The 25,057-nt window shown below is 54.1% G+C and carries 21 protein-coding genes; 17 read left to right on the forward strand and 4 right to left on the reverse strand.

What is annotated here, in order from left to right:
• The 4 genes from ACG0Z5_RS21650 to ACG0Z5_RS21665 all read left to right on the forward strand — a co-directional run.
• Nucleotides 1-1,436: phage tail tape measure protein (locus tag ACG0Z5_RS21650; RefSeq protein ID WP_394451070.1), on the forward strand; the 1,436-nt coding region annotated here is incomplete at its 5' end.
• A gap of 11 nt (nt 1,437-1,447) precedes the next feature.
• Nucleotides 1,448-1,912, forward strand: coding sequence for a phage tail protein (locus tag ACG0Z5_RS21655; protein WP_394451113.1), 465 nt, complete (start codon nt 1,448-1,450; stop codon nt 1,910-1,912).
• 2 nt (nt 1,913-1,914) lie between these two features.
• Complete coding sequence (locus tag ACG0Z5_RS21660; RefSeq protein WP_394451072.1) at nt 1,915-3,090, forward strand: phage late control D family protein; 1,176 nt, start codon at nt 1,915-1,917, stop codon at nt 3,088-3,090.
• A gap of 81 nt (nt 3,091-3,171) precedes the next feature.
• Complete coding sequence (locus ACG0Z5_RS21665; RefSeq protein ID WP_394451074.1) at nt 3,172-3,393, forward strand: DNA-binding transcriptional regulator; 222 nt, start codon at nt 3,172-3,174, stop codon at nt 3,391-3,393.
• A gap of 410 nt (nt 3,394-3,803) precedes the next feature.
• Here ACG0Z5_RS21665 and pflB read toward each other — a convergent pair whose 3' ends face one another.
• From pflB to ycaO, 3 genes are all read right to left on the reverse strand, one after another.
• Nucleotides 3,804-6,086 carry a formate C-acetyltransferase gene (gene pflB / locus ACG0Z5_RS21670; RefSeq protein WP_319629825.1) on the reverse strand — a complete coding sequence of 761 codons (2,283 nt, stop codon included), beginning with the start codon at nt 6,084-6,086 and terminating at the stop codon, nt 3,804-3,806.
• Between the two features lie 51 nt (nt 6,087-6,137).
• Nucleotides 6,138-6,995, reverse strand: a complete 858-nt coding sequence (gene focA / locus ACG0Z5_RS21675) for a formate transporter FocA (protein ID WP_319629826.1) — start codon at nt 6,993-6,995, stop codon at nt 6,138-6,140.
• Between the two features lie 397 nt (nt 6,996-7,392).
• A complete protein-coding gene (gene ycaO / locus ACG0Z5_RS21680) occupies nt 7,393-9,159 on the reverse strand; it encodes a 30S ribosomal protein S12 methylthiotransferase accessory factor YcaO (protein WP_394451077.1) in 1,767 nt (588 codons plus the stop codon).
• A 138-nt stretch (nt 9,160-9,297) separates the two neighbouring features.
• Between ycaO and ACG0Z5_RS21685 the strand changes: the two genes are divergently transcribed.
• The 13 genes from ACG0Z5_RS21685 to ACG0Z5_RS21745 all read left to right on the forward strand — a co-directional run bounded on the left by ACG0Z5_RS21685 (nt 9,298) and on the right by ACG0Z5_RS21745 (nt 24,242).
• On the forward strand, nt 9,298-9,990 hold the full coding sequence (locus tag ACG0Z5_RS21685; RefSeq protein WP_394451079.1) for a DUF421 domain-containing protein: 693 nt from the start codon (nt 9,298-9,300) through the stop codon (nt 9,988-9,990).
• 178 nt (nt 9,991-10,168) lie between these two features.
• A complete protein-coding gene (gene serC / locus ACG0Z5_RS21690) occupies nt 10,169-11,257 on the forward strand; it encodes a 3-phosphoserine/phosphohydroxythreonine transaminase (protein WP_394451081.1) in 1,089 nt (362 codons plus the stop codon).
• A 69-nt stretch (nt 11,258-11,326) separates the two neighbouring features.
• Nucleotides 11,327-12,610, forward strand: a complete 1,284-nt coding sequence (aroA, locus tag ACG0Z5_RS21695) for a 3-phosphoshikimate 1-carboxyvinyltransferase (RefSeq protein WP_394451083.1) — start codon at nt 11,327-11,329, stop codon at nt 12,608-12,610.
• A 184-nt stretch (nt 12,611-12,794) separates the two neighbouring features.
• Nucleotides 12,795-13,478 carry a (d)CMP kinase gene (gene cmk, locus ACG0Z5_RS21700; protein WP_394451085.1) on the forward strand — a complete coding sequence of 228 codons (684 nt, stop codon included), beginning with the start codon at nt 12,795-12,797 and terminating at the stop codon, nt 13,476-13,478.
• Between the two features lie 123 nt (nt 13,479-13,601).
• Nucleotides 13,602-15,275 (forward strand): 30S ribosomal protein S1, encoded by a 1,674-nt coding sequence (gene rpsA, locus ACG0Z5_RS21705; RefSeq protein ID WP_319629832.1) that lies wholly within the window; start codon nt 13,602-13,604, stop codon nt 15,273-15,275.
• A 129-nt stretch (nt 15,276-15,404) separates the two neighbouring features.
• Nucleotides 15,405-15,692: an integration host factor subunit beta gene (gene ihfB, locus ACG0Z5_RS21710; protein WP_319629833.1), complete on the forward strand. Its 288-nt coding sequence runs from the start codon at nt 15,405-15,407 to the stop codon at nt 15,690-15,692.
• A 242-nt stretch (nt 15,693-15,934) separates the two neighbouring features.
• The gene (locus ACG0Z5_RS21715) at nt 15,935-18,193 is read left to right on the forward strand and encodes a ComEC family protein (protein WP_394451088.1); all 2,259 of its coding nucleotides are present in this window, start codon (nt 15,935-15,937) and stop codon (nt 18,191-18,193) included.
• 36 nt (nt 18,194-18,229) lie between these two features.
• Nucleotides 18,230-19,978: a lipid A ABC transporter ATP-binding protein/permease MsbA gene (gene msbA / locus ACG0Z5_RS21720; protein WP_394451090.1), complete on the forward strand. Its 1,749-nt coding sequence runs from the start codon at nt 18,230-18,232 to the stop codon at nt 19,976-19,978.
• Nucleotides 19,975-20,955, forward strand: a complete 981-nt coding sequence (gene lpxK, locus ACG0Z5_RS21725) for a tetraacyldisaccharide 4'-kinase (protein WP_394451092.1) — start codon at nt 19,975-19,977, stop codon at nt 20,953-20,955. Before msbA ends, lpxK begins: the two co-directional genes overlap by 4 nt.
• Before the next feature lie 41 nt (nt 20,956-20,996).
• Nucleotides 20,997-22,226, forward strand: a complete 1,230-nt coding sequence (locus ACG0Z5_RS21730) for a winged helix-turn-helix domain-containing protein (RefSeq protein ID WP_394451094.1) — start codon at nt 20,997-20,999, stop codon at nt 22,224-22,226.
• Nucleotides 22,227-22,280: 54 nt separating this feature from the next.
• Entirely contained in the window at nt 22,281-22,463 is a 183-nt protein-coding gene (gene ycaR, locus ACG0Z5_RS21735; protein ID WP_097163568.1) for a protein YcaR, read from the forward strand.
• Nucleotides 22,460-23,206 (forward strand): 3-deoxy-manno-octulosonate cytidylyltransferase, encoded by a 747-nt coding sequence (kdsB, locus tag ACG0Z5_RS21740; RefSeq protein ID WP_394451097.1) that lies wholly within the window; start codon nt 22,460-22,462, stop codon nt 23,204-23,206. Before ycaR ends, kdsB begins: the two co-directional genes overlap by 4 nt.
• A gap of 142 nt (nt 23,207-23,348) precedes the next feature.
• Nucleotides 23,349-24,242, forward strand: coding sequence for a YcbJ family phosphotransferase (locus ACG0Z5_RS21745; RefSeq protein WP_394451099.1), 894 nt, complete (start codon nt 23,349-23,351; stop codon nt 24,240-24,242).
• Here ACG0Z5_RS21745 and elyC read toward each other — a convergent pair.
• Nucleotides 24,219-24,998, reverse strand: a complete 780-nt coding sequence (gene elyC, locus ACG0Z5_RS21750) for an envelope biogenesis factor ElyC (protein WP_394451101.1) — start codon at nt 24,996-24,998, stop codon at nt 24,219-24,221. The genes ACG0Z5_RS21745 and elyC overlap by 24 nt on opposite strands.
• Nucleotides 24,999-25,057 lie beyond the last annotated feature (59 nt).

The following is a 25,057-nucleotide window of genomic DNA, read 5'->3' on the forward strand; positions in this document are numbered from 1 at the left end:
TGGCGAAAAATGCCGGTGTCAGCATCGAGGAAACCGCCGCAATGGTGGGGGCGCTGCACGATGCCAAAATCACCGGCTCGATGGCCGGGACCGGAAGCCGGGCAGTGCTCAGTCGTTTACAGGCGCCAACCGGCAAAGCCTTTGACGCTATCAAAGAGCTAGGCGTCAAAACGGCCGACAGCAAGGGCAATACCCGGCCGATTTTCAGCATCCTGAAAGAAATGCAGGCCAGCTTCGAGAAAAATAACCTCGGCTCGGGCCAGCGTGCCGAGTACATGAAAACCATTTTCGGGGAAGAGGCGAGCTCAGCGGCGGCGGTGCTGATGTCAGCCGCGTCGACCGGCAAGCTCGACCAGCTTACTGCCACGCTCAAAGCCTCGGACGGGAAAACGGCCGCACTGGTTAAAGTCATGCAGGACAATCTCGGCGGCGATTTTAAAGAGTTTCAGTCAGCCTATGAGGCGGTCGGGACCGACCTTTTCGACCAGCAGGAGTCATCGCTGCGCAAACTGGTGCAGACGGCGACCGGCTATGTGCTGAAGCTCGATGGCTGGATCCAGAAAAATAAATCACTGGCGACCACGCTCGGACTCATCACGGCGGCGGGGCTGGGGCTGGTTGCGGCGCTGGGTGTAATTGGTCTGGTTGCGTGGCCGGTTATCGCGGGTATCAATGCCATCGTTGCGGCGGCGGGCATGTTAAGCCTTGCCCTTTCGACAATCGGCACGGCCGCGGCTGCTGTAATAGGGGCCATCTCGTGGCCCCTTTGGGCGGTGGTCGCTGTGGTCACTGCGGTTGTGGCGACAGTCGTCGGCGGGGCGTTACTCATCCGCAAATACTGGGAGCCCATCAGCGCCGTTCTCTCGGGTGTGGTGCAGGGGCTTATTGCCGCATTTTCGCCGGTGGCTGAGATGTTCGCCCCGCTGGCTCCCGTTTTTGACGGGCTCGGCCAGAAACTAGGCGCAGTCTGGAAATGGTTTAAAGACCTTATCGCGCCGGTAAAAGCCACGCAGGAAACCTTAGACGGCTGCAAAAATGCCGGGGTGGCGTTTGGCCGGGCGCTGGGGGATGCGCTGATGCTGCCGCTGAATATCTTCAACAAGCTGCGCGGCGGCCTTGATGTGATCCTCGAAAAGCTCGGCATCGTTAAAAAGGAATCGGACACCATCGATGCCGCGACGGCAAAGGCGCAGCCGGTCGGGCAGGGTGGTGGATACATTCCGGCGACCAGCTCATCCGGGGGCTATCAGGCATATCAGCCGGTCACCGCGCCCGCCGGTCGCACGTACATCGACCAGAGCAGCCCAACCTATCAAATCCAGTTACAGGGTGGCGGTGCGCCGGGCGGCCAGCTCGGTAACCAGTTGCAGGATGCGCTTGAAAAATACGAGCGGAACAAGCGAGCCAAAGCCCGCGCCAGCATGATGCATGATTAAGGAGCCTGATGATGATGCTCACTCTTGGAATGTTTGTGTTTATGCGCCAGTCGCTGCCTTATCAGAGTTTGCAGCGCAGCGCGGATTACCAGTGGCCGTCAAACAGCCGGGTCGGGAAGCGTGATGCGTTTCAGTTCCTCGGCCCCGGCGAAGACAAAATTACGCTCACTGGCGACTTGTACCCTGAAATGACCGGCGGGCGGCTCTCGATGCTGGCGCTCTATACGATGGCGGATGAGGGCCGGGCGTGGCCCCTGATTTCCGGCACTGGCACCATTTACGGGATGTTTGTCATTACCAACGTGAGCGAAACCGGCACCGTCTTTTTCGCAGATGGCTCACCGCGAAAAATCAGCTTCACGCTGTCACTGACGCGCGTCGATGATTCCCTTGCGGCGCTCTATGGCGATATTGGTAAGCAGGCCGAATCTCTTGTCGGTAAGGCGGGCAATGTGCTTTCACTGGTGGGAGGTTAATCATGCCGGATATCGTCACCGGCTCAGGCGCAACCCTGACGCCTCAGTTTATGCTGACGCTCAACAGCAAGGACATCACCGGCAACATCAGTGACAGGCTGATTAACCTGACCATGACCGACAATCGCGGGTTTGAGGCTGACCAGCTCGACATCGAGCTCGACGACAGTGACGGGCTGGTCGAGCTGCCGGTGCGTGGTGCGGTGCTGTCGCTGTATCTGGGTTGGAAAGGTTTTGCCCTGGTGGGGAAAGGCGATTTTACCGTCGATGAGGTGGAGCACCACGGTGCACCGGACACGGTCACGCTGCGGGCGCGGAGTGCAGATTTTCGCGGAACGCTCAATTCACGCCGGGAAGAGTCCTGGCATGACACCACGCTTGGCGCTGTGGTGGGGGCAATTGCATCCCGCAATAAACTCACGGCCAGCGTGGCGGAATCGCTCGCAAACATCCGCATCCTGCATATTGACCAGTCGCAGGAATCCGACGCGGTATTCCTGACCCGCCTCGCCGAGCGTAACGGTGGGGCGGTGTCGGTCAAGTCGGGCAAATTGCTGATGCTCAAAGCCGGGAGCGGCGTGACGGCCAGCGGTAAGGCCATCCCACAAATCACTATTCAGCGCAGTGATGGTGACCGGCATCAGTTCGCGATTGCTGACCGGGGCGCGTATACCGGCGTCACGGCCAAATGGCTGCATACCAAAGATCCGAAGCCTCAGAAGCAGGCGCAACAGGTAAAGCTGAAGCGTAAGCCGAAAGAGCAGCACCTGCGGGCGCTCCAGCATCCAAAAGCGAAACCGGTCAGCAGCACCGCAAAGGCCAAGAAGCAGAAAGAGCAGGAAGCCCGCGAGGGCGAGTATATGGCCGGTGAATCGGATAATGTTTTCGCCATGACCACGATTTACGCGTCAAAGGCGCAGGCCATGCGTGCAGCTCAGGCGAAGTGGGATAAATTGCAGCGCGGTGTCGCTGAGTTCTCAATCACCCTCGCGACGGGCCGGGAAGATATTTACCCGGAAATGCCGGTGAAGGTATCAGGCTTTAAGCGCGTTATAGACGAGCAGGCATGGTTAATCAGTAAGGTGACCCATAACCTCAACAATAACGGCTTCACGACGGGCGTAGAGCTTGAGGTAAGGCTTTCTGATGTGGAGTACGAAGCAGTGGCTGATGAGTGATGTGTTCTATTTATCTATTTGTTTTATATGGATTTAATAGATAAAATGGCGGCATTAAATCATTAAGGTGAGGTGATAGAAATGTTCCATTGTCCGTTATGCCATACAGCCGCCCATGCCCGCACCAGCCGTTACTTTACTGAGACGACAAAAGAGCGTTATCACCAGTGCACAAATATTAATTGCAGTTGCACGTTCGTCACGACAGAAACGGTCGAGCGCTACATCGTAAAGCCGGGGGAAGTGACACCGGCTCTACCTCACCCCACATCGACAGGGCAGCAACAAATCGCCTGGATGTAAAACGAGGCCTCGCAAATGCGAGGCCTCTTTGATCCGATGGTATGTATTAAGTTTGCTTAGTGCGCAGATCTGCCAACACTCAACAACAAAAAGCCCCGCACAGGGCAGGGCTTGGAAGATGATGGTCAATATGTGGACGTGACCTGAAATAAATCCTTTTATTTCATTTGGTTATCTAGAAAAACAAGTTACCAATTACTGACATTGCGGTGTTTTCTCCAGATACGGCCCATCCGGGGCCAGTGTATGCACAGCTCAAAACCGGCTGTGTTAAGTCTGTTTTGACAGATACCCATAGTATAGATGGCTGGCAAAGCAGGCTGGGGCAGGAGAGATGTTATTAAAAAGGCCCCACTTGCGTGGAGCCTTTATTGTACGCTTTTTACATCACGTTTTCAGTCAAAAACCCATTACATGGTTTGAGTGAAGGTACGTGTGATAACGTCCTGCTGCTGTTCTTTAGTCAGGGAGTTAAAACGTACTGCGTAACCAGAAACGCGGATGGTCAGCTGCGGATATTTTTCCGGATGTTCCATCGCATCGAGCAGCATTTCACGGTTCATAACGTTCACGTTCAGGTGTTGACCACCTTCGATGGACGCTTCGTGATGGAAGTAACCGTCCATCAGACCCGCCAGGTTGGTTTTACGCACTTCGTCGTCTTTACCCAGAGCGTTTGGCACGATAGAGAAGGTGTAAGAGATACCATCTTTAGCGTAAGCAAACGGCAGTTTAGCGACGGAAGTCAGAGAGGCGACAGCACCTTTCTGGTCACGACCGTGCATAGGGTTAGCACCTGGACCGAATGGCGCGCCAGCACGACGACCGTCTGGGGTGTTACCGGTTTTCTTACCATAAACCACGTTAGAGGTGATGGTCAGAACAGACTGAGTCGGGATTGCATCACGGTAAGTAGTCAGTTTCTGAATTTTCTTCATGAAACGTTCTACCAGGTCAACCGCCATGTCATCAACGCGAGAATCGTTGTTACCAAACTGCGGGTATTCGCCTTCGATTTCGAAGTCGACAGCCAGACCGTCTTCGTCACGAATTGGTTTAACTTTCGCATATTTGATTGCAGACAGGGAGTCAGCGGCAACGGACAGACCTGCGATACCACATGCCATGGTGCGAACCACGTCACGGTCGTGCAGAGCCATCAGAGACGCTTCGTAGCTGTACTTATCGTGCATGTAGTGGATAACGTTCAGAGCGGTGACATACTGCTTAGCCAGCCAGTCCATGAAGTGATCCATACGTTCCATGACTTCGTCATAGTTCAGCAGATCGCCTTTGATTGGTGCAGATTTTGGACCAACCTGGATTTTCAGTTTTTCGTCCACGCCGCCGTTGATAGCGTAAAGCATGGTTTTCGCGAGGTTAGCACGCGCACCGAAGAACTGCATTTGCTTACCAACAACCATTGGGCTTACGCAGCAAGCGATAGCGTAGTCATCGTTGTTGAAGTCAGGACGCATCAGATCGTCATTCTCGTACTGCAGAGAAGAGGTATCGATGGAGACTTTAGCCGCGAATTTCTTGAAGTTCAGTGGCAGTTTTTCAGACCACAGAACGGTGATGTTCGGCTCCGGAGAAGGACCCATGGTGTACAGGGTGTTCAGGAAGCGGAAGCTGGATTTGGTGACCAGAGTACGGCCATCAACGCCCATACCACCGATAGATTCAGTTGCCCAAATTGGGTCACCGGAGAACAGCTCATCATATTCTGGGGTACGCAGGAAGCGAACCATACGCAGTTTCATGACCAGGTGGTCAATCATTTCCTGAGCATCTTTCTCAGTGATTTTGCCAGCTTTCAGGTCACGTTCGATGAAGGCATCCAGGAAGGTGGATACACGGCCGAAGGACATTGCTGCACCGTTCTGAGACTTAACAGCGGCCAGGTAGCCGAAGTAGGTCCACTGAATAGCTTCCTGCGCGTTGGTTGCAGGACCAGAGATATCGCAGCCGTATTTAGCAGCCATTTCTTTGATCTGACCCAGAGCACGGTACTGTTCAGAGATTTCTTCACGCAGACGGATAGTGGCTTCCAGATTTACGCCGTTTTCCAGATCGGACTGCAGGGAAACGAACTGAGCGTATTTGTCTTTCATCAGGAAGTCGATACCGTACAGCGCAACGCGACGGTAGTCACCGATGATACGGCCACGGCCGTATGCGTCAGGCAGACCAGTCAGAACGCCAGATTTACGGCAGTTCAGAATGTCTTTGGTGTACACATCGAATACACCCTGGTTATGGGTTTTGCGGTATTCGGTGAAGATTTTTTTCAGCATCGGGTCCAGTTCGCGATTGTACGCTTTACAGGAACCTTCAACCATTTTGATGCCGCCGAACGGGATAATCGCACGTTTCAGCGGAGCTTCAGTCTGCAGGCCAACGATTTTCTCAAGGGCTTTGTTGATGTAGCCAGCGTCGTGAGAAGTGATGGTTGACGCAACGGAGGTGTCGAAATCAACTGGCGCGTGAGTGCGGTTTTCCAGTTTAACGCCTTCCATTACGTTGTCCCACAGGGCGGTGGTCGCATCAGTCGCGCCGGCCAGGAAGGACTCATCGCCTTCATAAGGGGTGTAGTTTTTCTGGATGAAGTCACGGACGTTGACTTCTTTCTGCCAATCACCTTTGGCAAAACCTTCCCAGGCTGTAGCTAACTTTTCGTTAAGTTCGGACATGTAACACCTACCTTCTTATGTGGATTTTTTATTTACTGCCTGAAACAACCCTTAATGCTGGTCGTTGCCACGCAGGTAAATGACCCAGTACGTCAACCCGACTAACAGACCACCACCAATAATGTTACCGATTGTCACCGGGATCAGGTTATCAGTGATGAAGTTCATGACAGTCAAGTGAGAGAAACTATCCGGTGTAGAACCGATTGCGGTCCAGAATTCCGGGCTGGCAAAGTGGCGAATGACGATACCCATCGGGATCATAAACATGTTCGCAATGCTGTGTTCGAAGCCGCTGGCAACAAACATCGCTACGGGCAGAACCATAATCATCGCTTTATCCATCAGGCTGCGGCCGGAGTAGCTCATCCACACCGCCAGACATACCATCAGGTTTGCCAGGATACCAAGGCATACAGCCTCGATAAAAGTATGATGCATTTTGTGGTCAGCGGTTTGCAGGACGTTCAGTCCCCATCCCCCATTGGCAGCCATATATTCGCCAGATAACCACATCAGCAGAACAAACAGTAAGGCACCAATCAGGTTACCAACATAGACGTTTAACCAGTTCTTAGCCAGCTGTCCCCACGTGATTTTACCACTTGCTTTAGCGACCACGATAAGCACCGTAGAGGTGAAAAGGTCTGCGCCGCAAATGACACATAGGATGAGTCCCAGTGAGAAGCAGATACCGCCAATCAGCTTGGCAATACCAAACGGCATTCCCGCAGTGCCTGTCGTGGACGTGATGTAGAAGACGAAGGCAATGGAGATGAATACACCCGCAGTAATCGCCAGGAAAAAGGTTTTGAGCGGTTGTTTCGTTGCTTTATAGACACCCGCTTCTTCGGCCACTTTGGCCATCTCAGCTGGGAGTAAAAGATCAAAAGGGTTGTCAGCTTTCACACTAACTCTCTCTTTATTAAGTCGGCGACGAGATACTAACAAAGCATTATAGAAGAGAAATTGATATAGATCATATCTCGCCTGGCTTATAGGCCCGCAAAACGCATGGTTTTTCAGCATTCACGGCGTAACTTTTTGATTATCAAACTAAAAATAAATTTTAAAATTTAAAACCACAGTTGAATTTTTTCTGTAACCCCCTTTTTAACGGTTAATTAAAATGGAGTAATATGCATTAAAATTAACATAAATAGTAAGCTACTAATAATAGTATTTACTCTTGGTTAACTTAAATATTACAAATTAACGAAGGGGATGAAAAAATAAAAACGGGGCCCCTTCCGAGGTCCCGTAATATAGCGCAGGCGAATAATTTCGCCATAGGTTATTTGTGGTTTTACTGCTGTTTAGACCAGAAGCTCGCTTTTGCGCGCTGCAATTTCTCATACGCTTTTAACAGCGATTGATGGGCGGGGAAGGCCGCGAGGTCGCTGTCTACCGGTTGCAGACCGTAGAATGCCTCTTCGCCGCTCAGCGCCGCACTGGCGGCTTCCACTGCATCCGCGCCGTACATGCGTACGAATGCGTTCAGGTACTGCAGCGGCTGGCGTTCTTCTTCCTGAGAAAGCAACAGCAGCGTTTGCAGGCAACGGTAGTAGTTTGCGCGCTCCGGGCTAAAGATAGAGGCGTTGAACTCCATCGTCCACTCGGTCCAGATCAGCGCCTGCTCGAGATCGCCACCGGCCAGTGCCAGCATCGCTTTCAGTTCGCCAATGCGCAGGGTGTACCAGCCGTTGTCTTTCCCGGTCGCCATCCCGAGCAGTTCACGGACACGGGTGAAGTCGTCCAGACCTTCATCATCCATCTGTTCGATCAACGCCAGATAATCTTCTTTTTCCCACTCGCTGTTCGGCAGAGAAAGAATCGTTTCGCGCAGATGGCTGCCCATATTGTTATTCGCCAGCCACAGATCTTCTGCTGGATAAATATCAGACATCCCCGGGACGATAATACGGCAAGCATAAACGCTCAGATGCTCGTAGTCGGCAATATACACTTCTTTATCTTCCGCCTGGAAAATCGCCATCAGTGTGGCAAATTCCTCGTCGGTAGTGCCGGAGAAGTTCCAGTCGGCAAACGGATAGTCTGCATCCTGTTTGAACATATCCCAGGAGATCAAACCGCTGGAGTCGATGAAGTGGGTTTCGAGGTTGGCGTGCTCGCCGACTTCTTCGTCATCGAAGGTCGGTGGGGTGAACACATCGAGATCTTTCAGACCACGACCCTGCAGCAGTTCGGTCACGGTACGCTCCAGCGCCACGCCGAAGTCAGGGTGGGCGCCGAAGGACGCGAAGCAGGTCCCGTTGGCCGGGTTAAACAGCACCACGCAGATAACCGGATATTTGCCGCCCAGTGAGCCGTCATAGGCAAAGATTGGGAACCCTTCGGCTTCCAGCTTCGCGATTGATTCCACCACGCTCGGATAACGCGCCATTACCTCGGCCGGGATCTCCGGCAGGCTGATGCTTTCGGCGATAATGCGGTTTTTGATGTGACGTTCGAACACTTCGGACAGCGCCTGAACACGCGCTTCATTACGAGTGTTACCGGCGGACATGCCGTTGGAGACATACAGGTTGCCGACAATGTTCATCGGGATGTAAACGGTCTCGCCATCAGACTGACGGGTAAACGGCAAACCGCACACGCCGCGATCGTCATTGCCCGACTGCAGATCGACCAGCAGGCTGGCGGTCAACTGATCGTCCGGATCGTAAAACGCGCGCAGACGTTCATCAAGAATGCCTTCCGGCACTTCGTCATCTTCGGTCAGCGGGAACCATTTTTCATTCGGGTAATGAACAAACGGGCCGTTGGCGATGGTTTCGCCCAGCCAGAAGTCGGCAAAGAAATAGTTGGTGGACAGACGCTCAAAGTATTCGCCGAGCGCAGACGCCAGGGCCGCTTTCTTAGTTGCGCCTTTACCGTTGGTGAAGCACAGCGCGCACTCTTTATCGCGAATATGCACGGACCAGACGTTAGGCACCGGATTCAGCCAGGACGCTTCTTCAATGTTGAAACCGAGGTCGGTTAATTTTTGCTGGAAGCGGGCGATGGAGTCTTCCAGAGCGGCGTCTTTGCCGGGAATAAATGTTTGGGTCATGGCGGTCACTTTTGTCGTACGGAAAGCGCGCAATGATACGGGTTTTGTGTGTCAGGCGCTATCGTCCCGGCCCGGGCGGCGAAAATAAAAGCCTCGGCTACGCTTAGAAACAATAACCCTCTGTTAAGGCATATAAAAATGAAAGCGTTTGATTTGCACCGCATGGCGTTTGACAAGGTCCCCGTTGAGTTTCTCGGGGAGGTAGCGCTGCGCAGCCTTTACACCTTCATTCTGGTGTTTCTGTTCTTAAAAATTACCGGGCGTCGCGGCGTGCGGCAGATGTCGCTGTTTGAAGTGCTTATTATTCTGACGCTGGGCTCCGCCGCCGGGGATGTGGCGTTCTATGATGATGTGCCTATGCTGCCGGTGCTGGTAGTCTTTATCTCGCTGGCGGGACTTTACCGCCTTGTGATGTGGCTGATGGCGCACAGCGAAAAACTGGAGGATCTGCTGGAGGGTAAGCCAGTCATTATTGTGACCGACGGGGAGCTCGCCTGGGAGAAGCTGCAAGCCGAAAACATGACCGAGTTTGAATTCTTTATGGAGCTTCGCCTGAATGGCATCGAACATCTCGGACAGGTTAAACGCGCCATCCTCGAAACCAACGGCCAAATCAGCGTCTACTTTTTCGGTGACGATGAGGTGAAAGCCGGACTGCCGATTTTGCCCGGCAAATGCGTCGAGCGTTTTACCACCATGCCGGAAGAAAACGATTATTCCTGTACCCGATGCAGCGCGATTTTTCATCTGCATGCGGGCGACCGACAAAACTGTCCGCGCTGTGCAAATCCAGAATGGGCGAAGGCCAGTCGGGCGAAACGCGTCACCTGATAGCAAAAATGTCGGCATTGTGTCGTCAAGCTGGCAGATTGTGTTGTGTGAACTTTGCCACATTTTTCTGCCAGCGAGTATTAGCCATTGCGGCGTGTGTCACTGAATGGTAAAACCGATAGCCACAGGAATAACTTATGCCTTCGGGTAGATAACGTGCACAGCGTGGTGAGGGGAAATGGCTCAGGTCTTTAATTTTAGTTCAGGTCCGGCAATGCTTCCGGCAGATGTTCTTCAACAGGCTCAACAGGAACTGTGTGACTGGCAGGGGTTGGGTACCTCGGTGATGGAAATCAGCCATCGTGGGAAAGAGTTCATCCAGGTCGCTGAAGCAGCAGAAAAAGATTTCCGTGATTTGCTGAATATCCCTTCCAACTACAAAGTGCTGTTCTGCCACGGCGGCGGACGCGGCCAGTTTGCCGGTGTTCCCCTCAATCTGCTCGGTGATAAAACCACCGCTGACTACGTCGATGCGGGCTACTGGGCTGAAAGCGCCGTAAAAGAAGCGGTGAAATATTGCTCTCCGAACGTTATCGACGCCAAAACCATCGTTGATGGTAAGTGCGCGGTAAAACCAATGCGTGATTGGCAACTCACCGACAACGCGGCGTATCTGCATTATTGCCCGAATGAAACTATCGACGGCATCGCTATCAATGAAATGCCAGATTTTGGCAAAGAGGTGGTGGTTGCTGCGGATTTCTCCTCTTCGATTCTGTCCAGCCCGATTGATGTTAACCGCTTTGGCGTGATTTATGCCGGGGCGCAGAAGAACATCGGTCCCGCTGGCCTGACGCTGGTTATCGTCCGTGAAGACCTGCTGGGTAAAGCGCATAAAATGTGCCCATCGATTCTGGATTACACCGTCCTGAACGATAACGATTCCATGTTCAACACCCCGCCGACCTTTGCCTGGTATTTGTCTGGACTGGTGTTCAAATGGCTGAAAGAGCAGGGCGGCGTGGCGGCAATGGACCGTATTAACCAGCAGAAAGCCGAACTGCTGTACGGCACCATCGACAACAGTGACTTTTATCGTAATGACGTGGCGACGGCCAACCGTTCACGCATGAACGTACCTTTCCAGTTGGCAGACAGCGCGCTGGATAAACTGTTCCTTGAAGAATCCTTCGCCGCAGGGTTGCATGCGCTGAAAGGCCATCGTGTGGTTGGCGGCATGCGCGCATCCATCTATAACGCCATGCCTCTGGCGGGCGTGCAGGCATTAACTGACTTCATGAAGGAGTTCGAACGCCGCCGCGGTTAATCTTTTCCGTTTTCATCCCCGTAGCCTGTCTGCGGGGTTTTTATTTTCTGCTTTTGAGAGTTGAGTTTCATGGAATCCCTGACGTTACAACCCATCGCGCGCGTAGACGGCACCATCAATTTACCCGGTTCAAAAAGTGTTTCTAACCGCGCATTGCTGTTGGCGGCATTGGCCCGGGGTACCACCGTGCTGACCAATCTGTTGGACAGTGACGACGTGCGCCATATGCTCAATGCCCTGACCGCGCTGGGCGTTCAGTACACGCTTTCAGCCTGCCGTACCCGCTGTGAAGTCACTGGCAACGGCGGTCCGCTGAAATCCGCTGCTGCGCTGGAGCTGTTCCTCGGCAATGCCGGGACGGCGATGCGTCCGCTGGCGGCGGCGCTGTGCCTGGGTAGCAACGATATCGTGCTGACCGGCGAGCCACGCATGAAAGAGCGTCCGATTGGCCATCTGGTTGACGCCCTGCGCCAGGGTGGCGCGCAGATTGATTATCTTGAGCAGGAAAACTACCCGCCAGTGCGCCTGAAAGGCGGATTTTCCGGCGGCGAAGTGGCCGTTGACGGCAGCGTATCCAGCCAGTTTCTGACCGCGCTGCTGATGACCGCTCCGCTGGCACCGCAGGACACCCTGATCACTATTAAAGGCGATCTGGTCTCTAAACCGTACATCGATATCACGCTGCATCTGATGAACACCTTCGGCGTGAAGGTTGAAAACCAGAACTATCAGCGTTTTGTGGTGAAAGGCGGTCAGCATTATCAGTCTCCGGGCGCGTATCTGGTGGAAGGTGATGCGTCTTCCGCGTCTTACTTCCTGGCGGCGGGTGCGATTAAAGGCGGTACGGTTAAAGTGACCGGTATTGGGCGTAACAGCGTGCAGGGCGATATCCGCTTTGCTGACGTGCTGGAAAAAATGGGCGCAACCGTAACCTGGGGCGACGATTTTATCGCCTGTACGCACGGCGAGTTGAACGCAATCGATATGGACATGAACCACATTCCTGATGCCGCGATGACAATCGCCACGGCGGCGCTGTTTGCCAAAGGCACGACGACGCTGCGTAACATCTACAACTGGCGGGTAAAAGAAACCGACCGCCTGTTTGCGATGGCGACTGAATTACGCAAAGTGGGTGCAGAAGTGGAAGAGGGCGAAGATTACATTCGCGTCACGCCTCCAGCACAGCTGACCTTCGCGGAGATCGGCACCTACAACGATCATCGTATGGCGATGTGCTTCTCGCTGGTGGCGCTGTCGGGTACGCCGGTGACCATTCTTGATCCGAAATGCACGGCGAAAACCTTCCCGGACTATTTCGAACAACTGGCTCGTATCAGTACGCTTGCCTGATTCCTTTCGCGCTACGTCTTCTGGCGTAGCGCAGAATGACACTTCCTGACGTCGCCTCTGCGCATTTCTTCTACACTCACCTTCAAACATTCTGCTATTTGAAAGCAGTATTAACGGTTACAGGCGTTGGCGAGTATAATGCGCGGCGTTTATATCACTGACGCCTTGAATGAAGGAGAAAACGATGACGGCAATTGCCCCGGTAATCACCATTGATGGGCCAAGTGGTGCAGGTAAAGGCACCTTGTGCAAAGCAATGGCGGAAGCATTGCAGTGGCATCTGTTGGATTCAGGTGCGATCTATCGCGTGCTGGCTCTGGCTGCATTGCATCATCACGTTGATGTCACCTCAGAAGAGGCTCTGGTTCCATTGGCCGCGCACCTTGATGTGCGTTTTGTGTCCACCAACGGCAACCTCGAAGTGATTCTGGAAGGTGAAGATGTCAGCGGCGAAATCCGTACTCAGGACGTGGCGAACGCCGCTTCCAAAGTGGCGGCCTTCCCGCGCGTACGCGAAGCGCTCCTGCGCCGCCAGCGCGCATTCCGCGAAGCGCCAGGCCTGATTGCTGACGGTCGCGACATGGGTACCGTTGTTTTCACCGACGCGCCGGTAAAAATTTTCCTCGATGCTTCACCGGAAGAACGTGCCCAACGCCGGATGCTGCAGTTGCAGGAGAAGGGCTTTAGTGTTAACTTTGAACGCCTTTTGGTCGAGATAAAGGAACGCGATGACCGTGACCGCAACCGTGCGGTGGCGCCGTTAGTTCCGGCTGCCGATGCTTTAGTGTTGGATTCAACACGATTAAGCATTGAGCAAGTGATTGAAAAAGCGCTACAATACGCGCGCCAAAAACTGGCTGCTGTCTGATAAAGGCAGGCGAGCCTCCGAATTAGTAGTACCCCCGCTGCAAAGGATTGTGAGCGGGTATGTTAAACAACCCCATCCGACAAGGTGTCAGGTGGACGTTAAATCTAACTTCGAAGATTAAACATGACTGAATCTTTTGCTCAACTATTTGAAGAATCCTTAAAAACAATCGAAACCCGTCCGGGTTCCATCGTTCGTGGTGTTGTTGTTGCTATCGATAAAGATATCGTACTGGTTGACGCCGGTCTGAAATCTGAATCCGCCATCCCGGCAGAGCAGTTCAAAAACGCCCAGGGCGAGCTGGAAATCCAGGTCGGTGACGAAGTTGACGTTGCGCTGGACGCAGTAGAAGACGGCTTCGGCGAAACCCTGCTCTCCCGTGAGAAAGCTAAGCGTCACGAAGCTTGGATCACGCTGGAAAAAGCATACGAAGACGCTGAAACTGTTGTTGGTGTTATCAACGGCAAAGTTAAAGGTGGCTTCACTGTTGAGCTGAACGGTATTCGTGCGTTCCTGCCAGGTTCACTGGTAGACGTTCGTCCGGTTCGCGATACGCTGCACCTGGAAGGCAAAGAGCTTGAGTTCAAAGTTATCAAGCTGGACCAGAAGCGTAACAACGTTGTTGTTTCCCGTCGTGCCGTTATCGAATCTGAAAACAGCGCAGAACGCGATCAGCTGCTGGAAAACCTGCAGGAAGGCATGGAAGTTAAAGGTATCGTTAAGAACCTCACTGACTACGGTGCATTCGTTGATCTGGGCGGCGTAGACGGCCTGCTGCACATCACTGACATGGCGTGGAAACGCGTTAAACACCCAAGCGAAATCGTGAACGTTGGCGACGAAATCACTGTTAAAGTGCTGAAGTTCGACCGCGAGCGTACCCGTGTTTCTCTGGGTCTGAAGCAGCTGGGCGAAGATCCATGGGTAGCTATCGCTAAGCGTTACCCAGAAGGTACCAAACTGACTGGTCGCGTGACCAACCTGACCGACTACGGCTGCTTCGTTGAAATCGAAGAAGGCGTTGAAGGCCTGGTACACGTTTCCGAAATGGACTGGACCAACAAAAACATCCACCCATCCAAAGTTGTTAACGTTGGTGACGTAGTGGAAGTTATGGTTCTGGACATCGACGAAGAACGTCGTCGTATCTCCCTGGGTCTGAAGCAGTGCAAAAACAACCCATGGCAGCAGTTCGCGGAAACCCACAACAAGGGCGACCGTGTTGAAGGTAAAATCAAGTCTATCACTGACTTCGGTATCTTCATCGGCCTGGACGGCGGCATCGACGGTCTGGTTCACCTGTCTGACATCTCCTGGAACGTTGCAGGCGAAGAAGCCGTTCGTGAATACAAGAAAGGCGACGAAATCGCTGCCGTTGTTCTGCAGGTTGACGCAGAGCGTGAGCGCATCTCCCTGGGCGTGAAACAGCTGGCTGAAGATCCGTTCAACAACTGGGTTGCTCTGAACAAGAAAGGCGCTATCGTTAACGGTAAAGTCACTGCAGTTGACGCGAAAGGCGCAACCGTAGAACTGGCTGACGGCGTTGAAGGTTACCTGCGTGCTTCTGAAGCATCACGTGACCGCGTTGAAGATGCAACTCTGGTTCTGAGCGTAGGCGACGACGTTGAAGCTAAATTCACCGGTGTTGACCGTAAGAACCGTGCAATCAGCCTGTCTGTACGTGCTAAAGACGAAGCTGACGAGAAAGATGCAATCGCGACTGTTAACAACAAACAGGAAGAAAGCAACTTCTCCAACGCTATGGCTGAAGCATTTAAAGCAGCTAAAGGCGAGTAATCAGGTCACTCTTTACGAGTAACTTGACAGATTGCAGGATTCGTCCTGTAATCAACAACAAAGGGCGGCTACGGCCGCCCTTGTTCAAGCTGTTAGCTTATACTTTCCTGAAAGGAAACCGGAGGAATCATGACCAAGTCAGAGCTCATCGAAAGACTTGCAAGCCAGCAATCTCACGTCCCTGCGAAAGCGGTTGAAGATGCTGTGAAGGAGATGCTGGAACATATGGCCTCTACGCTGGCCCAGGGCGAGCGCATTGAAATCCGCGGTTTCGGCAGTTTCTCTTTGCATTACCGCGCCCCACGCGTTGGGCGTAACCCGAAAACAGGCGATAAAGTCGAGCTGGAAGGTAAATACGTTCCCCACTTTAAGCCGGGTAAAGAATTGCGCGATCGCGCCAACATTTACGGCGGTTGAGTTGCAGCGGGCTTCCCGCGAACTTGAACGTGAAAAAAGCACCTGTCAGGTGCTTTTTTCGTTTTTGTTTCCTGAACAGCATTCTTGCACTCCACTACGCCATTCCTGAACCGTGCTCGCAGTTTATTTTCCGTTTGCTGCAATCATGTATTTTCCCTGGAATCCTCCTCGTAGACTTTCTTTTTGCCTGACGACTTCATGGTCTGAAATCGCGACACTGCGGCCAACGACATGGAGGTGTCATGCGATTACCGACATTAGCACTCTGCGCCATCCTCGGTATTTGCCCTTTGCTCTGGCTGCCCGCGTTGCCGACGCTCTCAGAGACAGGGGCGATGACTATTCTGGCAATCGCCTTCTGCCTGAAAGCGCGCCGATTCAGAATAACAGGGCTAATTATGCTCTTTTTCTGCTGGGGAATTCTTGCCGCCCAAAAGACGGTCTTGCCTGCTAATACGCTAACCGGGAGGCCATTACAGGCCGAGGTAGCGATCACCGCCACGGACGGGGAAACAACCTATTACGGGAAGCTGCTGCGAATTAACGGGCAACGCCAGTTCCCGGCCCCCGAGATTGTACTGTATGGACAGGCGCTGCCAGATAACGCCTGTCCGGGGCAGGTCTGGAGCATGACCATCCATGCCAGGGCTGTACACGGGCAGCTCAATGAAGGAATGTTTGACAGCCAGCGCCATGCGCTGTCATTACATCGTCCGTTAACGGGGCGTTTCACTCAGGCTCGTGTCGAAAAGCAAAGCTGCAACCTGCGGGCCCGATTTGTTTCTTCGCTGCGAGAAGGCCTCGAACCCTATCCCTGGCAACAGGTGATGCTGGCGCTGGCTGTCGGTGAACGGGCTGATGTGCCAGTGGAGATTAAATTACTGCTACAGCAAACCGGAACCTCCCATCTGATGGCGATTTCCGGGCTGCATATCTCTCTGGTCGCCATGATGGGCTGGCTCATTATGCGCGGAATGCAAATATTGTTGCCGTGTCAGTGGATAGACTGGCGACTGCCGCTTTGCGCCAGCTTTATAGTGGCGATGGCTTATGCCTGGCTCAGCGGCTTACAACCGCCTGCACTGCGAACCATTATCGCGACGGGCGTCTGGGTATGGCTGCGGTTAAACGGCCGGAGATGGACACCGTGGGAGGTTTGGCTGTGCTGCATCGCGGCGATCCTGATTCTGGATCCCCTCGCCGTTTTGTCGCAAAGCCTGTGGCTTTCAGCCTTTGCCGTTGCGACGCTGATATTTTGGTATCAATGGGGGCCCCGACTGCGGGTGAAATCCAGCGTAGTGTTAAATTCCCTCTGGGCATTTGTCCATTTGCAAGCAGGGCTGATGCTGCTCCTGCTTCCGTTGCAGGTAATTATCTTTCATGGGACCTCCTGGACTTCATTGCTGGCGAATATTGTGGCGGTTCCTTTGGTTACGCTGGGTGAGATACCGTTGCTGCTGGCTGGAATGGCCGTGCATTTTAGTGGGCCTGTATGGCTTGAGAATAACCTCTGGTGGTTAGCTGACAGATTGTTGGCCGGACTGTTCTGGTTTTTGCGAAGTCTGCCACAGGGCTGGCAGGACATTGACTCCCGCTGGCAGGGGATTGTGATGTTGCCGTGGTTGGGGATCATCTTCTGGCGATTAAACGGCTGGCGAAAATGGCCTGCGTCGGCCCTGGCGTGTAGTGCGGCGCTGGCCTTTCCGCTATGGCGGCCGCCAACGCAAGACTGGTCACTGACGATGCTGGACGTCGGCCAGGGCCTTGCCATAGTCATTGCCCGCAGCGGGAAAGCGGTGCTGTACGATACCGGTCTGGCGTGGCCCGGTGGCGACAGTGCCCAGCAGATAATCGTGCCCTGGTTACGTTGGCACCATCTTCAGCCTGAAGGCATAGTTCTGAGTCATGAGCATCTGGATCACAGGGGAGGACTAAACACCCTACTGAGTACCTGGCCCGGTTTATGGGTCAGAAGTCCGTTGCGATGGAAAGGGCATCAGCCATGCTATCGGGGGGAGAGTTGGCGTTGGCAGGGGCTGACGTTTCGCGCAGTTTGGCCGTTGCCAGGGGCGACAGAATCCGGCAACAATCGATCCTGTGTGGTTCGGGTCGATGACGGAATACACAGCATTTTGTTGACGGGAGATATTGAAATCTCGGCCGAAATGTCAATGCTCAGCCATTATTGGCGCCATCTTGCGTCTACACTTGTTCAGGTGCCACATCATGGCAGTTCGACCTCCTCGTCGCTGGCATTATTGCAAGCGGTTGAGGGCGGTGCCGCGCTGGCCTCCGCGGCGCGATACAACGCCTGGCATTTTCCATCCGAAAAGGTAAAGGCGCGCTATTTACAACGGCATTATCAATGGTTCGATACGCCGCATCAGGGGCAGATCACGGTCAATTTTTCACCTGATGGCTGGCAAATCCAGAGCTTACGCGATCAAATATACCGCCGTTGGTATCATCAGTGGTTTGGCGATGCCCGTGATAACGGGTAGAATGTTCGGCTATCTCAACATAAGCTGGTTTTTTGAATGCAGAACGACAAAGATCTCTCCACGTGGCAGACTTTCCGCCGACTTTGGCCAACCATTGCGCCTTTTAAAGCGGGCCTTATCGTAGCTGCGGTCGCATTGGTTCTTAACGCTGCCAGCGATACCTTCATGCTGTCGCTTCTTAAACCGTTACTGGATGATGGTTTTGGGAAAACGGATCGCTCAGTGCTGCTGTGGATGCCGCTAGTGGTGATCGGATTGATGATCATGCGTGGGATCACCAGCTATATCTCTAGCTACTGTATTTCCTGGGTCTCCGGGAAAGTCGTCATGACCATGCGTCGACGTCTTTTCAGTCATATGATGGGCATGCCGGTGTCATTCTTTGACAAGCAGTCCACGGGCACGCTGCTGTCACGTATTACTTATGACTCAGAACAGGTGGCCTCATCGTCTTCCAGTGCGTTGATCACCGTGGTGCGCGAAGGTGCGTCGATCATCGGCCTCTTCATCATGATGTTCTGGTACAGCTGGCAGCTGTCGATAATCCTTATCGTGCTGGCCCCTATTGTTTCCTTCGCGATTCGTCTGGTCTCCAAGCGTTTCCGTAGCATCAGTAAAAACATGCAAAACACGATGGGGCAGGTGACCACCAGCGCCGAGCAAATGCTCAAAGGGCATAAAGAAGTGCTGATGTTTGGCGGCCAGGAAGTTGAAACCAAACGCTTTGATAAAGTCAGCAATAAAATGCGTTTGCAGGGTATGAAGATGGTTTCTGCGTCTTCTATCTCCGATCCTATCATTCAGCTGATTGCCTCTCTGGCCCTTGCCTTCGTGCTGTACGCGGCAAGCTTCCCAAGCGTGATGGAAACGCTGACCGCCGGTACGATCACCGTCGTCTTCTCTTCAATGATTGCCCTGATGCGTCCGCTGAAATCGCTGACTAACGTCAACGCACAGTTCCAGCGCGGAATGGCAGCATGTCAGACTCTGTTCGCCATTCTCGACAGCGAGCAGGAAAAAGACGAAGGTACTCGCGTTATCGAACGTGCAAGGGGCGAAGTGGTCTTCAACGACGTCACCTTCACCTATCCGGGCCGTGAAGTACCCGCCCTGCGTGATATCAACCTGAATATTCCAGAAGGCAAGACCGTAGCGTTAGTAGGACGTTCTGGTTCGGGTAAATCAACTATCGCAAGCCTGATGACCCGTTTCTATGATGTTGATAACGGCAGTATCCAGCTCGACGGTCACGATATCCGCGAATATACCCTCGCTTCCCTGCGCGATCAGGTGGCACTGGTTTCCCAGAACGTGCATCTGTTCAACGATACCGTGGCAAATAACATCGCTTACGCTCGCAACGAAGAGTACAGCCGTGAAGATATTGAAAAAGCCGCGAAAATGGCCTACGCCATGGATTTCATCAACAAGATGGACAACGGTCTGGATACCATAATCGGCGAAAACGGGGTTCTGCTTTCCGGCGGCCAGCGTCAGCGTATTGCCATTGCCCGTGCGCTGCTGCGTGACAGTCCGATCCTGATTCTGGATGAAGCGACCTCGGCTCTTGATACCGAATCCGAGCGCGCGATTCAGGCAGCTCTGGATGAACTACAGAAAAACCGGACGTCGCTGGTGATTGCTCACCGTCTGTCGACCATCGAAAAAGCCGACGAAATCGTCGTTGTGGAAGATGGACGCATCGTTGAGCGCGGTAGTCATCAGGATCTGCTGGAACACCGCGGCGTGTACGCTCAGCTGCATAAAATGCAATTTGGACAATGATCGCCCGCATCTGGTCCGGTGAGTCCCCGCTCTGGCTGCTGCTGTTGCCGCTTGCCTGGCTTTACGGCCTGGTGAGCGGTCTTATTCGTCTCAGCTATCGGCTTGGGATCAAAAAAGCCTGGCGTGCGCCGGTCCCGGTGGTGGTGGTGGGGAACCTCACCGCAGGCGGGAACGGTAAAACGCCGGTGGCTATCTGGCTGGTGGAACAACTTCAACAGCAGGGTATCAAAGCGGGCGTGGTGTCACGCGGATATGGCGGCAAAGCGGCGCAGTATCCGTTGCTCCTGTCGGCGAAAACCACCACCGCTGAAGCAGGCGATGAGCCAGTGCTGATTTATCAGCGCACCGGCGCACCCGTCGCCGTTTCTCCCAGCCGGAGCGATGCCGTTCAGGCGCTGCTGGCTGCACACGACCTGCAAATCATTATTACGGATGACGGCCTGCAGCATTACCGTCTTGCCCGCGATATTGAAATCGTGGTGATTGACGGAGTTCGCCGCTTCGGGAACGGATGGTGGTTGCCTGCCGGGCCGATGCGCGAGAGAGCCTCTCGACTGGAAAGCGTGGATGCGGTTATCGTCAACGGCGGCGTACCGCGTTCGGACGAAATTCCGATGCGTCTTAACCCGGGCCTGGCAGTGAATCTTAAAACGGGCGAAAAGCGCAACGTTGCCACCTTAACCGACGTGGTTGCCATGGCCGGGATTGGTCATCCGCCACGATTTTTTGCCACCCTGGAAAGCTGCGGCGTCCAGCCGGTTAAAACGGTCGCGCTCTCCGATCATCAGGCATTAAATGCCAACGCTGTGCAGGCGCTGGTAAATGACCAGCAAACGCTAGTGATGACGGAAAAAGACGCTGTAAAATGCCGCGCTTTTGCCAGAGACAACTGGTGGTATTTACCTGTGGACGCCGTATTTGATGACGAGCGTGCCCCACAGTTGATTCAGCAACTGGTCCGCCTGGCACAGCGCTAGTTTATCGCGTGCGGTGCAGGCAACGCTGACGAGGACTTTACATGTCAGAAGTAACGCTTTCACTTACCGCCGCACGCCATCTCCACCTTGCCGCGCAGGGGCTGCTGAAAAAGCCCCGTTGTCGCCCCCAGCCTGCCGACATTCTGTCTACAATCCAGCGCATGTCATTACTGCAAATCGACACCATCAACGTGGTGGCGCGTAGCCCTTATCTGGTGTTATTTAGTCGGCTTGGCGCTTATCCGCCGCAATGGCTGGACGAAGCATTGAGCCGGGGCGATCTGATGGAATACTGGGCGCACGAGGCCTGTTTCTTACCCAGAACCGACTTTTCGCTGGTGCGTCACCGAATGTTATCCCCGGATAAAATGGGCTGGAAATACCGCAAAGAGTGGATGGAGGAGCACGCTGCAGAGATTGAAGCGTTAATGGACCACATCCTGCAGAATGGTCCGGTGCGTTCGGCAGATTTTGAGCATCCGCGTAAAGGCACCAGCGGATGGTGGGAATGGAAACCGCATAAGCGGCACCTCGAAGGGCTGTTTACCTCCGGTAAAGTGATGGTCATCGGGCGGCATAATTTTCAGCGCATCTATGACCTGACCACGCGCGCCATGCCGCACTGGAACGATGAGCGCGATCTCCTTGTTCAGGAACAAGCCGAAGCGGTAATGCTGCAAAACAGCGCCCGTAGCCTGGGCATTTTTCGCGGGCAATGGCTCGCCGACTACTACCGCCTGCGTCATCCTGCTCTGCCTGCACTGCTTTCACGCTGGCAGGAAGAAGGGCGCGTTATTCCCGTTGAGGTAGAAGCACTGGGGCCGATGTGGCTGGATGCGGATTTAGCGCCGCTGCTGGAACAGGCTCAGGCGGGAAAACTGACCGCCACCCACAGCGCGGTGCTCTCGCCGTTTGATCCGGTCGTCTGGGATCGTAAACGCGCCGAACAGTTATTCGATTTTATCTATCGCCTGGAATGTTACACCCCGGCGCCCAAACGCCAGTTTGGTTACTTTGTTCTGCCTTTACTGCACCACGGCAAACTGATTGGCCGGATGGACAGCAAAATGCACCGCAAAACCGACGTGCTGGAAATTTTTGCCCTCTATCTACAACAAGGCGTGCGGGTGAGTCAGTCGCTGGAAAAGGGCCTGATGCAGGCCATCAATGATTTTGCGCGCTGGCAGGGTGCCGGGCGTATTGAACTCAAACACCGTCCTGAGCAACTTTTCAGCGCTCAGGCGACGGGATGGGAAATTGACGCCGCATAAACAGGCTCTGTGCTATGCTGCGGCAGATACTTTTTCGGTCCATCTGGAGGAACTATGGATCACCGCTTACTTGAAATCATCGCTTGCCCGGTCTGCAACGGGAAGCTCTATTACAGTCAGGATAAGCAAGAGCTTATCTGCAAACTCGACAGCCTGGCTTTCCCGCTGCGCGATGGCATTCCCGTGCTGTTGGAAAACGAAGCCCGCCCATTGAGCGCAGAAGAGAGCCATCCATGAGTTTTGTTGTCATTATCCCCGCGCGCTATGCGTCCACCCGCCTGCCAGGCAAACCTTTGCAGGATATCAACGGCAAGCCGATGATCCTTCATGTACTCGATAGAGCCCGGGAATCCGGTGCGGACCGCATTATCGTCGCGACCGATCATGAAGACGTGGCGCGGGCGGTTGAAGCCGCCGGGGGCGAGGTGTGCATGACCCGGGTCGATCATCAGTCCGGGACTGAGCGTCTGGCCGAAGTCGTTGAGAAATGCGGTTTCAGCGATGACACGCTGATCGTCAACGTTCAGGGTGACGAGCCGATGATCCCACCGGTGATCATTCGCCAGGTTGCCGATAATCTGGCCGCCAGCCAGTCTGGAATGGCTACGCTCGCGGTACCCATCCACGATGCGGAAGAAGCGTTTAACCCGAATGCGGTAAAAGTGGTGATGGATGCCGAAGGCTATGCGCTCTATTTCTCTCGGGCGACCATTCCCTGGGACAGAGACCGCTTCGCCCAGAGCCGCGAAACCATCGGCGACACGCTGCTACGCCACATTGGCATTTACGGCTATCGTGCCGGATTCATCCGTCGCTATGTGAACTGGACGCCGAGCCCGCTGGAGCAAATCGAAATGCTCGAACAGCTCCGTGTCCTGTGGTACGGCGAAAAAATTCATGTTGCTGTTGCCAAAGAAGTGCCTGGCACCGGGGTCGATACCCCTGAAGACCTCGCTCGTGTGCGTGCAGAACTGCGCTAACACTCGCTCCCCTCTGCCCGGAGGGGAGTCCTTCCCGCCTCATTTCACCCCAACTTTTTACCTCGTTTTTGATCTTACCCGGTGACATCTCCGGCATCGACGCTCATTATAAAAACAGTACTCTTCACAGGGGTAACCAGATATGGAACAACTGCGAGCCGAACTGAGCCACCTGCTTGGCGAAAAGCTAAGTCGGGTGGAATGCGTGAGTGAGAAAACGGATTCATCACTGTGGTCGCTGTACGATGCTCAGGGTCACCCGATGCCGCTGTTAGCCCGAAGTTTTTCCACACCAGGGCTCGCGCAGCAGCTGGCGTGGAAAATCTCGACCCTGGCCCGCAGCGGCACGGTACGGATGCCGGTGGTGTACGGCGTGATGACGCATGAAGAACATCCGGGCCCGGATATCCTGTTACTTGAACGTCTGCGCGGGGTGCCGGTTGAAGCGCCTGCCAGAACACCCGACCGCTGGGAACAGCTTAAAGATCAAATCGTCGAGGGACTGCTGGCCTGGCATCGTCAGGACAGCGGAGGATGCGTCGGCACGGTCGACAGCACTCAGGAAAATCTTTGGCCGCTGTGGTATCGCCAGCGCGTTGAGGTGCTGTGGGGCACGCTCAATCTCTACAACAATACCGGGCTGACGATGCAGGATAAACGCATACTGTTTCGTACCCGTGAATGCCTGCCCGCCCTGTTTGACGGATTCAATGATAACTGCGTGCTGGTTCACGGCAACTTTACGCTGCGCAGTATGCTGAAAGATTCCCGCAGCGATCAGCTGCTGGCGATGGTTGGGCCGGGTGTCATGCTGTGGGCCCCGCGTGAATATGAACTGTTTCGTCTGACCGATAGCGGGCTGGCGGAAGGGTTGTTATGGCACTATCTCCAGCGCGCGCCGGTTGCCGAAGCGTTTCTCTGGCGGCGCTGGTTGTATTTGCTGTGGGATGAAGTCGCCCAGTTAGTGAATACCGGGCGTTTTAACCGGGCTAACTTTGACCTGGCTGCAAAATCACTGCTGCCCTGGCTCGTCTGAGCTGCCCTTCAGCCATTGCCAAATGCGGCCCAGGGTTTCGTAACCCACGCGGTCGCTGTGCATCAGCCACACCGGAGAAGGGATTATGCGTTCCCACGGATTCAGCGGCGAGCTAATGGCCAGCTGATTCGCCGGGGCGGGTAGCGGATGCAGCCCTGCGTGTCGGAAGAAAATCATCGCGCGGGGCAAATGTGACGCCGAGGTGACCAGCAGGAAAGGCGCATCGCCAATCGCGTTTTTTACCGCCGCGGCTTCTTCTTCCGTATCTTTAGGTTTATCGAGCACAATAATTTCGCTACGCGGCACGCCGAGGCTTTCAGCCACGCGGGCGCCTGCTTCGCCGGTACTCACCGGGTTGGTGGCCGCAGCGGCACCGGTGAAAATCAGCCTGGCACCCGGATTGGCCTGCCACAGGCGGATCCCTTCCGCCAACCGCGGCAGGCTATTATTAATCAGATTCGAACTCGGGGCCCACTCAGGGTTCCAGGTATACCCCCCGCCCAGCACCACAACGTATTCCACCCGCTCAGTTCCGCGCCAGGTCGGATAAGTATTTTCAATCGGCTGGAGCAGACGGTCGGCCACCGGTTGCAGGCTTAACAACAGTAGCGCCAGCCAGCCAACGCTAAGACAAATCTTGCCACTGCGCTGGAAACGGCTGAACCACAGCAGTGCCAGACCCAGCGCCATGAGCAAGATCAGGAGAGGTAACGGTAAAATCATGCCGCCAACATACTTCTTTAGCGTAAAAAGCATCCGTGTTGGTTCCTTTTTTAACCATCTGAAAGGGGATATGCAGGGATATTACACCAGAT

The organism is Scandinavium sp. M-37, from assembly GCF_043558715.1.
In the GTDB taxonomy this organism is placed as follows: Bacteria; Pseudomonadota; Gammaproteobacteria; order Enterobacterales; family Enterobacteriaceae; genus Scandinavium; species Scandinavium vulneris_A.